This is a genomic window from Thalassospira sp. HF15 (assembly GCF_011806525.1).
GTDB lineage: Bacteria > Pseudomonadota > Alphaproteobacteria > Rhodospirillales > Thalassospiraceae > Thalassospira.
This window is the reverse complement of sequence record NZ_JAAVKI010000006.1, coordinates 68,567-80,576: the sequence shown is the minus strand read 5'-3', so window position 1 is coordinate 80,576 and position 12,010 is coordinate 68,567. Positions and strand designations below refer to the sequence as shown.

The following is a 12,010-nucleotide window of genomic DNA, read 5'->3' as shown; positions in this document are numbered from 1 at the left end:
GGTTGCGGTTTGTGCCTTGGTAACTATGGCCGGGTGCCAGACGGTGGGTTTAAACAACGCACAGACAAAGCTAGGCAATCAGTTTGTTGTTAATTCCGGGGTCGAAGCGGATGCTGTTTCGGAATTGGTGCACGCAAGTAATTTGGCCCTGGAAGCCCAGAAGATGGATGAAGCATCACGCTTGATCAATCTGGCCTTGAAGCTTGATGTCACCAACCCGGATTTGCAGTTTCTCAATGGCTTGACCTACCACCTGATGGGGGTGCAGGGCGACGCCAGCAAGTTTGATCTGGCAGAGCAAGGCTACAAACAGGCGCTTAAATTCGATCCGGGTAACCTGTCGGCCAGTTACCAACTGGGCCTTTTGTATATGGACCAACGGCGCTATGGCCTTGCGCAGGCCTATTTTGCCGCGGTCGCCCTTCATCGTGATGACGACCCAGCAGTACTGTATAGTCTGGCTTCGGCGTCTTACTACGCGCGTGATCCCCTAACGGCGGAAGCCGCATTAAAACGTTTGATGGATGTGGCACCCGAGGCCAAACAACAGCCCGAAGTGCTCAAAGCTGCGGCATTGTCTTTGGCGGCAATGGATGACCGAACAGGCGCATCGGCATTTTTGCTAGCCTATCGCAAGGCGGTTCTGGGACCGGAAAACATCAAATATCTCGAACGCCGCGTCCAGGGGTGGCAGTCGTTTTATGACAGTGATGCCAAGGTCATGCTGGCGCAGTATGGAAATGATCCCTATGGCAGCAGTGATCCTTATGGCTCGGCAAATCCATATGGTTCCCCAGATCCTTATGGTTCCAGCAATCCTTACGGCGCAGCACCAGATCCCTATGCCGCTCAGCAGCAGGACCCGTATGGTGCGGCAAACCCTGCACAACAGGGTTTTGCAGATACCGGCATGGTGGTCGTGGATGTGGTCCTGATCGGCACACAGGAAGATGTCCGCAATTCGCGCGGCATCAACCTGTTGAACGGGCTGCAGTTGCAGTTCGGGGATCCGCTGACCGGGACGTCCGGATTTGGCTATGAATCCACACGGACCAAGGATTATCTGAACACCGGCTTGGAACAAAGTACGCAAACAATCACCCGCGCAATCAGTATTCCTGCGGTGACGTACTCGCTCAATATTGCCAACTCCGCCGATGCCGACAATCAAGTCCTGGCCAAACCGAGCTTGGTGGCCCAGACCGGGCAAACGTCGGAATTCTTCTCGGGGACTGAAATCTTGGCCGCTGCCGTTTCTGGCGGCAATGGCGACAGTGTTTCGGTGCAAAAGGAGGTTGGCGTCAAGCTGGCGGTTACGCCGGAAATACTGCCCGATGACATGATCCGCTTGCATGTGGTCGCAGAACGTACCTTCCTGACCGATCCGTCGAATTCGGTTGTGTTTGAGTTCCGTCTCGATACCACCAAAACCAATGTCAATTCGACCGTCACCATGAAGTTTGGCGAGACGCTTGTTTTGGGTGGCCTCAGTGAACGCGAAACATCCAAATCAGCCGATGGTGTACCGGGATTGATGGATATACCGATTGTCAATTTGTTGTTCTCACAGCGCATTGAACGCCAGTTCGAACGATCTGTATTGATCCTGATGACGCCACGCCGTCCGCTTTATGCCCGTCGGGCTCAGGAAGACCGTGACACCATGATCGAAGAAATGTCGGATCTTGAACGGGACATCGAACGTCTGGAAAACCGTCACAAGGATTGGTTTACCCCGCGCGCAACCTTTAGCGAAGTCATTAAAAAGCTTCAGGGGCGCGAATTCTTCGAAGAGTTCAGGAATGGAGATGTGAAAATTCAGTCCTGGCAGAACGACGAGAATGGCCAGCAACATATAGCGATGGTGCGGAACCGATTGCTTGGCAGTTAGCATTTTATTTTCAAAAACTGTGATGCGAGGTCATCCAATGACGCTGCTGATCATGCGGTCTTGTCTTGTTCTGCTTTTTATCGGCTTTGCGACAATTCATCCGATACACGGCGTGCATGCACAAGATACTCCTGCATCCCCAAACTGGACCCGACTGCCCGGTAAGGCCGTTGACATATCGATCAACAGTGACGGGCAGGCCTATGCCGTTGCACCAGATGGCACGCCGTGGCGCTGGGATGCGATAGAACAGCGTTGGCGCAAAATGTCGGGCAATTTTGTGCGCATTTCCGCAGCCGAGGGAAATCGCCCCTGGGCAATCAGCGCCGACGGCGTGGTTTATCGCTATAACGGGCTGTGGTGGGAAAACAAAGACACCGACGTTGTAGATGTTGCTGCCGATACGCTGGGCAATGTCTTCATTGCCAAAGTCAGTGGCGAAATCAAAAAATGGTATCCGTTGCGCAGCGAATGGCGACCAATCGACGGCAGTGCGTATCGCATTGCACTCGACAGGACGGGAAATCCATGGGCGGTAGCGCGCGATGGCGGCATTCGGTCCTATGACGGAAAGACCTGGACAAGCATGCCTGGCCGTGCCCTCGACATTGCGATTGCCGGTAACGATACGGTTGTAATTGTCGATGCCGAAGGTCAGATCAGGACCTGGAATGAAACAGGGCGCAGTTGGCGTATTGTCGCCGGTATCAGTGGTGCGACAGCCATCGCAGCCACACCCGATGGCGGGCCGTGGGCAGTTATCGCCGGTGGCGACATCATGGCAACGACATTGCTGGTTGCACCGGAAAAAATCAAAACCGAAGAAGGGCGAGCACCTGAAATTCGTGCGCCCGATGCCGTCGCCCCTGTTGATAGTGCGCCCGCGGCAATTGCCCCGGATGTTACAGCACCGCCCCTGCCACCAGCAGCAGTTGTTGCACCACCCGCGGCACAAGCAGCACCGTCAATGGCACCAGTCGCGGTGGCAACTGGCGCAGCAGCATCACCGGTTACACCAAGTGCAGGTGCAGGTGCAGGTGCAGGTGCGCAAGGCACCAGTCGAACCGTTGCCCCGTCAACCGGGAACGATCCCGGTCTTGATCCGACGACGGTAACAACGACCGAGGACATTACCTTTACCAACACCCGCGAGAACGCCACGGCTTTGGCAATCGGCCGGGATGGCAGTGTGTTTGCTTTGAACGCGGCCGGAAGTGTTTTTCGCTGGTCCAACAGCCGCAAACGGCTTGAAGATTTTCCGGGAACACTGGTGCGTTTGGCAGTCGATGCAAATGGCGACCCGTGGGGAATTTCCACCTTGGGCCGGGTATTCCGTCACACCGGAAAACTATGGAAGCAAATCCCGGGTGCAACCGGTTCAGACATTGCCATTGGCGGGGATGGATCGGTTGTCATTGCCGATGCCAGCGGAAGCCTATCCAAGCTTAATGACGCCATGACGCGGTTTGATCGCATTCCCGGTCAGGGCATCTTGGTTGCCGTCGACCCGGAAGGAACCCCCTGGACAATTCGTTCTGACAACCTTGTCCAGCGATGCGAAAAATCACCATGCGAGGTTTTATCGCAAAAGGCCAAAAGCATCTCTATCGGTCCGGATGGCAGCGTCTATGTCGTTTCCGCCAATCAATTCCTGATGCGTTTGGGTGCGGATGGCAAAACCTTTGAAGTCGTTCAAACACCGGGGCACACCCCGGAAAGCGTCGCGGTCGGCCCCAATGGCTTTCCCTGGGTTATTACAAATGACACTGTTGTGCTCGCATCAAAGTTCTTTGAGCGTGATGAGCTGATTGACCGTCTCGTCGCGGCATCAACCGGCGGGGATACGACCGGCACCGGCGCCACCGCCGCCGTGGTCAATGTTACATCCCCAAGTGCCTTTACGTTTTCAAAAAACATAACTTTTGAAACATTTACCGCGGACCTCAATTCAATCGATGAGATTGCCGTCGGACAAGATGATGGTTTCTACCTGTATGGCACGCCCTTAAATCAGGGAGCAAACGAGTTCCAGAAGTTCAACACCAAGACAAAGAAGCTCGAACAAGTATCCTTGTCCTTTAACCAGAATGTCGAGAAGTTTGATGTTGCGACTGATGGCAGCATCTGGACAAACGGAAACAGTTCGAACTCGATCTATAAGCTGTCATCAACGGGCACGATCCAGCGGACCTACTCGGTGGCATCGGGCAACATTCAAAATATATCGATTGGTCCGGATGGCACGGTTTATGTCGTCATCAGCGGCAAGCTTTATCACCTTAAACCCGGAACCAATGCCTTTACCAAATTCAGCAATGACGACGTGCGCAAGGTGGCTGTTGGCCGTGCAGGTGATTTGTGGATCGCGGACGCCAACAACATTGTTCAGCAATTCACCGGAACACGATTTGAAAACCGCCCGTTGGGTCAAAGTGTAACTGTGGAAGATATAGGTGCCGGGACGGATGGCAGTGTCTATGTCACCCTGTACGAAAACAATGCGTACGTTTTGAAAAAATGGAATGCGACAAACGGTTCGTTTGACAAGGTGAACAACGTAACTGCCAACATGGTCGATGTGTTGTCAGATGGCCGTCCCTGGATCACGAATAACAGTTCCGGTACCGACGTTAAACGCGCCAAAGACTAGGTTTCAGTCACACCCCGTTCACCGAAAATTAGAATGAAAAACGCCCTGAACGATCATTTTGCTCAGGGCGTTTTGGCAGATGGTATTTTGTAATATCTGCGGCGTCAGGACGCGGCCTTGCGGACGAAATTGCCGTTCTGGTAATCGTCAAACGCCTGCATCAGTTCCTGTTTGCTGCTCATGACGAACGGTCCATACCGCACCACCTGCTCATGGATCGGACGTGCAGCAATCACCAGCATGCGACCGCCCTCAGCGCCACCTTTGAGGGTCACGCCATCACCGTCCTTCAAAATCGCCAGATGATGGGTCGGGACATCTGTGCCGCCAACAACCGCATCGCCGATAAAGACATAAACCACCGCCGTATGCCCTTCTGGCAACGGAACCGTAAGCTCCGCCCCGGCATCAAGTTTGGCATCGACAAAGACCGGATCGGTCGAAATGCCGTTGATCGGGCCGGTGGCACCATGCATTGAACCGGCCAGAAGGCGCAATTGCGCACCATCCACCGGCGAGATTTCCGGCAATTCATCGGGCTCCATATTCTGGTAGCGCGGGTCGATCATCTTGTCCTTGGCCGGCAGATTGATCCAAAGCTGGAAGCCCTGCAAAAGACCGTTTTCCTGTTCTGGCGTCTCCGAATGGACAATGCCGCTTCCGGCCGTCATCCATTGACCACCGCCCGAACGCAATACGCCCTCATTGCCCATGCTGTCCTGATGGCGCATCGCCCCTTCGACCATATAGGTCACGGTTTCAAAGCCGCGATGGGGATGTTCCGGGAAGCCTGCGATATACTCGTCCGGGTTATCGGTCGAAAGTGAATCAAGCATCAGGAACGGATCAAGCATATCAAGCTGTGGCGTGCCAATGGACCGTCGCAGCGACACGCCCGCACCATCGGACGTATCCATTGCGCGCAAGACCCGCTCAACACCACGTGCGTTCTTTACAGACTCAGACATCTCAAAACTCCTCTGCCTGTCGGCAACGTTGCCGGACAAATTTTCATGACACGCATGGTCGCACAAAACTGTCGCCAAACAAGACCCAATCAGGCACCTGATTGTTTATCAAATCGAAACAAAAAAGGCAGTGCAGGAACCCTGCACTGCCTTGATCGCATCAATCGACTGTTGGAATCAGCCAGCAAGTTTGGCAGCAAGTTCAGCCACGTGCTTGCCCTGGAACTTGGCGATATCCAGTTCGTTCTCGGAGGGTGTACGCGAACCATCGGCACCGGCAAGCGTGCCTGCACCATACGGCGAACCACCAGTGATCTCGTCCATATTGGTCAGGCCCGAGCAGCTATAAGGCACACCGACAATCACCATGCCCTGATGAAGCAAGGTGGTATGGGTCGAAGTGATGGTGGTTTCATGGCCACCATGCTGGGTGCCGGTCGAGGTGAAAACAGAACCGATCTTGCCGATCAGTTTGCCTTCGGCCCAAAGACCACCGGTCTGGTCAAGGAAGGTGCGCATCTGGCCTGGCATGTTGCCAAAGCGCGTCGGCACACCAAAGATGATCGCGTCATATTCCGGAAGGTCGGAAACCTCTGCAACCGGGGCGGCCTGATCAAGCTTCGCACCTGCGCCTTTGGCGACATCTTCGGGCATGGTTTCGGGGACGCGTTTGACATCAACATGTGTCCCGGCAACGCCACGTGCACCTTCGGCAACAGCGTTGGCCATGGTTTCGATATGTCCATACATCGAATAATAAAGAACCAGTACTTTAGCCACATCATCCTCCTTGGTTGAATTTTATCGGCTACGATAGTGACTTAGAAGCGCTTCGCTGATAACGGCCAGCTTGGAAACAGTCTGTTCGTTATCGGATGCGAACGCCGTCAGGCATCCGGATTACGTGCGAGATACTGCACGACCTGATCAGGGAAATCGGTAAAGATGCCATCAATCCCGGCATCGTCGAATATGGCCTTGAGCGCGATCTTCATATCACCGGCCCATTTCGGCAACTGATCGGCACGCAGCGTGTAGGGATGCACTTTCAATTGCGCACGCTGGGCCGCGATCAGGGTTGGTGTCATGATTGCGGTGCCATTTTCACTGAGGCCCTCAATCACCTGCGGCAGCCACGGGCCAATGCCGTCGACCACACGGGCCATCTCAAGGATACCGTCTTCGGATTTCAGATAATCGTAATCCGTGCCTGCGGGCGGGCCCCAGCGGTTTTCGCCCAGAAGCTGCACCAGCTTGCCCTGATAATTCAGCTCTTCCCGGATGCGTTTGGTTTCAGTCCAGTCAAAGCACTGCACAAAGGCATTTGAGTCAGGATTGTTGTAGCCCCATTTTTCCATCACTGTGATGACGGTTTTGGTGATGTCCTGCCCTTCATCGTGGTGGAAAGACGGATCCTTGATTTCCGGATAGATACCCACATCACGCCCGGTGGAATGGTTCAGTCCCTGAATGAGCTTGATTTCCTCTTCCAGGGTCGGAATTTTGAAGATCCCGAATTCACCGGGGAAACGATCCGCGTAAACCTGTTTACCGCTATCGGCCTTGAACCGTTCGGTCACATTGAGTGTTTTGAGCTCGGCCAGCGTAAAATCAATCGCATAATAACGCCCGTCTTCGCGTTTGCGATCCGGGAACTTGTTCGTGACATCGGTGGTGGTATCGATGTGAATGTCATGCAGGATGACCGGCACGCCATCCTTGGACAGAACCACATCCTGTTCAATGTAATCCGCCCCCATGCCATAGGCCAACGCCTTGGCCGGGAGGGTATGTTCAGGCAAATAACCCGACGCCCCGCGATGCGCGATCACCACCATTTCCTGATCAAGTGCCTGTGCATTGGCATTGTTCGCCCCAACCGTCATAGGGAGGAGCATTGCCGACGCAAGCCCGCCGATTGCCAACAAGGTGGACTTGATCATGTTACGTAACAGCATCCGGGTATCCTTATCCAGTGTCCTTTTTAAGCAGAGGACTATAGGCGCGGATTGGCAGCACAGAAAGCGTCACCACATCTTGCGCGCAATCTTCATCAAACTGTTACAGCAAGAACGCCGGTCTAACGGTTAAGTTCCCCGGTCATGCGATCAAGCCCGTCAAGGGTAAGCGGGAACATCCGGCCTTCCATCAATTTATGCATGATCTGGATCGATTGATGATGCCGCCACCAGTTTTCCGGTTGCGGGTTGATCCAGGCGGCATGTTCGAAATGATCCAGTAATCGCTGCATCCACACGGCCCCGGCCTCGGCATTCCAATATTCTACCGCCCCGCCGGGATAGGTGATTTCATAGGGGCTCATGGTCGCATCACCGACAATCACCAGCTTGTAATCCGCGCCATAGGTATTGATCACATCCCATGTCGAAACCTGTTCGTTCCAACGCCGCGCATTATCCTTCCAAAGCCCTTCATACGGGCAATTATGGAAATAATAGTATTCCAGATGCTTGAACTCGGTTTTGACCGCTGAAAACAGTTCTTCGCAGACCTTGATGTGATCATCCATTGATCCGCCGATATCAAACAGCATCAAGACCTTGACCGCGTTATGGCGTTCCGGGCGCATCTGGACATCCAGCCAGCCCTGACGGGCAGTGGATGTAATCGTACCGGGCAAATCAAGCTCGTCCGCCGCGCCGGTGCGGGCCCATTTGCGCAGACGCCGGAGTGCCACCTTGATGTTACGCGTGCCGATTTCGACGCTGTCATCAAGGTTCTTGAATTCGCGCTTGTCCCAGACTTTGACTGCACGCCGATGGCGGGATTTGTCCTGCCCGATCCGTACCCCTTCGGGGTTATAACCATAAGCGCCAAACGGCGATGTCCCGGCCGTGCCGATCCATTTATTACCGCCCTGATGGCGGCCCTTTTGCTCTTCAAGACGCTGCTTTAACGTCTCCATCAGCTTTTCCCAGCCACCAAGCGCTTCGATCTCGGCCTTTTCTTCATCGGTCAGGAATTTCTCGGCAAGCTTTTTAAGCCATTCCTCGGGAATTTCAGTTTTTTCAACCTCGTCCATGCCCTCAGCAAGGTCGATCACACCTTTGAAGTGTTCGGAGAACACGCGGTCGAACTTATCAAGGTGGCGTTCGTCCTTCACCAGGGCGGATCGCGCCAGATAATAGAAATCCTCAACCGAATAGCCCGCCAGTCCCTTTTCCACCGCCTCAAGCAATGTCAGGTATTCGCGCAGGCTGACCGGCACGCGGGCATCTTTCAGCTTATAGAAAAAGCCGGTGAACATCGGGATTAGCGCCCTTCGCGCCGCGCCATGAAGGCAAGGCGTTCAAACAGATGCACGTCCTGCTCGTTTTTAAGCAACGCGCCATGCATCGGCGGAACGGCCGTCTTGGCATCCTTGGCGCGCAGTGCTTCGGGCGGCAAGTCTTCGGCCATCAGAAGCTTCAGCCAATCGAGAAGTTCAGAGGTCGAAGGCTTTTTCTTCAGGCCCGACACGTCACGCATGTCGTAGAAAAGGTTCAATGCCTCGGATACCAGACGTTTCTGGATGCCGGGATAATGCACCTCGATGATCTCGGCCATGGTGTCAGCGTCGGGGAAGCGGATGTAGTGGAAGAAACAACGACGCAGGAACGCATCAGGCAGCTCCTTCTCATTGTTTGACGTGATGATCACAATCGGGCGGTTGGTCGCTTTCACGGTCTGCTGTGTCTCATAGACAAAGAATTCCATGCGATCGAGTTCCTGAAGCAAGTCATTGGGGAACTCGATATCGGCCTTGTCGATTTCGTCAATCAGAAGAACCGGCGCTTCGCCGTCCGCCTCGAAGGCTTCCCATAGCTTGCCCTTGACGATGTAGTTGCCGATGTCGTGAACGCGCTCGTCACCCAATTGGCTATCACGCAGGCGCGATACCGCATCATATTCATAAAGACCTTGCTGGGCGCGCGTGGTGGATTTGATCGACCAGGTAATCAGTTTCTTGCCAAGCGATTTGGCAATTTCCTCGGCCAGAACGGTCTTGCCGGTGCCCGGCTCCCCCTTGACCAGAAGCGGTCGCTGCAATGTGATCGCGGCATTGACCGCCACCATCAGATCTTCGGTCGCGACGTAATTTTCCGTACCCTGAAACTTCATTTTTGCCCTGCAACACAAGTTGACGTTTGCGTTAACCTAGGACGTCGCAAAGGTTTGAGCAAGGGCACAAACAGTCACAACTTACGTACCGGTTCCCTTTTGGGCCTGTGCCGGACTTTCCCCATACCAGTCACGATAGGACCGTGAAAAGTTGCTGACGTGATTGAACCCGACGGCAGCGGCCACCTGTTTGACAGTTACCCCCCCGGACGCCAGCAATTCACGGGCATGCATCATGCGTTGGGACCGGATGAACTCCGAACAACTTTTGCCGGTTTCCTGACGAAACAGGCTGTTCAGTCGGCTTCGCGTCATGTGATTGTCTGCAGCCAACTGCTCGATTGAGATTGGCGCAGCAGGGTTCTCAGACACCATCGCGATCACGGTACCGACAACGGCTTTTTCAAGCTGGGTTAACTCGGATGACGAGCTGATCTCTTTTGCCTGCTGAGCGTGAAGATCAATGATCTCGGCCAAAAAAAGGCTCGCCAAACCGTCAAGCTTCAAGTGCCTCCCCACCCCGGAGACATGACCGGAGAACATGGCGCTAACGATGGATCGAATGCGGCTGTTCACTGCAAGTGGACGTATATCCACAATATCCTGACGATCCGACAAGAACGGTTCCAGGCTTTCGGGCAGCTCATCAGCGAAACGCTGCTTCAAAGGTTCGAGCGGAATCGCCACACCAACATGACGAAGCATCTGATCTTTCGGCAGAAAATAGCGGGTTCCAAAAGGATCGACCCGCTTGATCAATCCGACATCGGGTGTCATTTGATACCGTCTGCCGTGCGGACATTCGATTTCAATTTTGCCCATGACAACCGCCGATCCGCCGAGCCACCCCGGCGGCAACGAATTACGGACATCAAACAGGGAATTTTCGCGCACTCTCAATTCAGCACGATGCAAAATCATACCATTGCCGAAATCAAGCCGCTCAAGGCGTCCCTGCACCCCCGGAATATCAAACAGTTCGCCATCGGCAAGCCTTACCTCGCCAATACTGCCCTCGTGATTTTCATCCGAAAGCCTTCCAAACGCATCGTCCGCGCTTTGCCCGGTTTCCTGCATGATTTGCTCGTTTGATTATTCTTGCAGTTTTATTCTGGCCCAACGACCTGTACGTCCAGAATTCTTTTCCATAATGATCGAGATATCAACATGTTGTCTGTGACGAGGCGCACGACCCGCGTTCCGTCAACCGTACAATCCTTTTGCGCACGCAGCGCCCATCGGTGTCCACGGAGATCGATTGGGCCGGCGGCGCATGGCTTCATGCGACATCAGCTTCGCAAATCAGGCGTTATTACGCTTCAGAGCCTGAGCCGGACTTTCCCCATACCAGTCGCGATAAGACCGTGAAAAGTTGCTGACGTGGTTGAACCCGACTTCTGTTGCCACCTGTTTTACAGTGGCCTCGCCCGATGCCAACAACGCGCGAGCCCGCGCCATTCGCTCGGTACGGATGAATTCTGCACAGGTTTTCCCGGTTTCATGCTTCATCAGATTGTTCAACCGGGTTTCGGCCATGCCCGCATCATCAGCCAATTGCAGCACGGACAAGGGCTGAGCAAGCTGGGCTGTGATTTTTGCAATGGTTTCCGCGATCAGCGTTTGTTCCAGAACCGTTGGTGCAAGTGTGGTTTCCACTTCCAGATTGCGCTGACAATAGGCATCGATCACCTCGGTCAGAAACAGCGCCGACAAACCTTCAAGTCTGAGTTTTCGCCCGGGTCCGGTCACCTGGGGTGAGAACATTGTGCTGACAAGACGCCGGATTTTGTGATTGATCGGCAATGGGCGGATCTCAACCAGATCCTGTTCGTCGGTGAAAAACGGCTCCAGCCCATCGGGAACTTCGTTGTCAAAACGCTGATACAAGGCTTCAAGTTCAATCGTCACGCCAACATGGCGGATCAGTTGCCCTTTTGGCATGAAAAAGCGTGTCCCGGGCTGATCAATGCGCATCGCAAAACCGGTTTCGGGCGACATTCTGTGATGCAAGCCCTTAGGACATTTCAGATCAAGGCACCCCAGCAGATTGACAAAGCCGCAAAACCACCCTGGTGGCAGGGCATTCTGGACATCAAAACGGGAATCTTCACGCACATTCAATTCGGCACGGTGCAGACAGATCCCGTTGCCAAAATCAATGCGCTCCAGCCGACCACTAGCACCGGGCAATTCAAACAGATCCCCATCCGCAAGCCGCAGCTCACCGATACCGCCTTCGCCTTCCTGATCCGAAAACATGTCGAACACTTCATCCGTGCTCTGACCGGTCTCCTGCATGCTGTGCCCATTCTGCTATTTTTGTGTATCTGTCGATGGTGCTGTTCGTCAGAATAGCCGACAGTATTTTGTGTTTGATAT

The 12,010-nt window shown here is 54.0% G+C and carries 9 protein-coding genes; 2 read left to right on the top strand and 7 right to left on the bottom strand.

The window, feature by feature from the left end:
• Positions 1 to 163: 163 nt before the first annotated feature.
• Entirely contained in the window at positions 164 to 1,891 is a 1,728-nt protein-coding gene (locus tag HED22_RS14435) for a hypothetical protein (protein WP_167723457.1), read from the top strand.
• Positions 1,892 to 1,928: 37 nt separating this feature from the next.
• Entirely contained in the window at positions 1,929 to 4,541 is a 2,613-nt protein-coding gene (locus HED22_RS14430) for a tectonin domain-containing protein (RefSeq protein ID WP_167723455.1), read from the top strand.
• A 104-nt stretch (positions 4,542 to 4,645) separates the two neighbouring features.
• Here HED22_RS14430 and HED22_RS14425 read toward each other — a convergent pair whose 3' ends face one another.
• The 7 genes from HED22_RS14425 to HED22_RS14395 all read right to left on the bottom strand — a co-directional run bounded on the left by HED22_RS14425 (position 4,646) and on the right by HED22_RS14395 (position 11,929).
• The gene (locus HED22_RS14425) at positions 4,646 to 5,509 is read right to left on the bottom strand and encodes a pirin family protein (RefSeq protein WP_167723453.1); all 864 of its coding nucleotides are present in this window, start codon (positions 5,507 to 5,509) and stop codon (positions 4,646 to 4,648) included.
• Positions 5,510 to 5,686: 177 nt separating this feature from the next.
• The gene (wrbA, locus tag HED22_RS14420; protein ID WP_167723450.1) at positions 5,687 to 6,289 is read right to left on the bottom strand and encodes an NAD(P)H:quinone oxidoreductase; all 603 of its coding nucleotides are present in this window, start codon (positions 6,287 to 6,289) and stop codon (positions 5,687 to 5,689) included.
• A 107-nt stretch (positions 6,290 to 6,396) separates the two neighbouring features.
• The gene (gene glpQ, locus HED22_RS14415; protein WP_167723449.1) at positions 6,397 to 7,467 is read right to left on the bottom strand and encodes a glycerophosphodiester phosphodiesterase; all 1,071 of its coding nucleotides are present in this window, start codon (positions 7,465 to 7,467) and stop codon (positions 6,397 to 6,399) included.
• 122 nt (positions 7,468 to 7,589) lie between these two features.
• Entirely contained in the window at positions 7,590 to 8,777 is a 1,188-nt protein-coding gene (locus tag HED22_RS14410; RefSeq protein WP_167723447.1) for a VWA domain-containing protein, read from the bottom strand.
• 5 nt (positions 8,778 to 8,782) lie between these two features.
• Complete coding sequence (locus HED22_RS14405) at positions 8,783 to 9,631, bottom strand: MoxR family ATPase (protein WP_167723445.1); 849 nt, start codon at positions 9,629 to 9,631, stop codon at positions 8,783 to 8,785.
• An 81-nt stretch (positions 9,632 to 9,712) separates the two neighbouring features.
• Positions 9,713 to 10,708, bottom strand: a complete 996-nt coding sequence (locus HED22_RS14400) for a helix-turn-helix transcriptional regulator (RefSeq protein WP_167723443.1) — start codon at positions 10,706 to 10,708, stop codon at positions 9,713 to 9,715.
• A gap of 225 nt (positions 10,709 to 10,933) precedes the next feature.
• Positions 10,934 to 11,929: an AraC family transcriptional regulator gene (locus tag HED22_RS14395; protein ID WP_167723441.1), complete on the bottom strand. Its 996-nt coding sequence runs from the start codon at positions 11,927 to 11,929 to the stop codon at positions 10,934 to 10,936.
• Positions 11,930 to 12,010 lie beyond the last annotated feature (81 nt).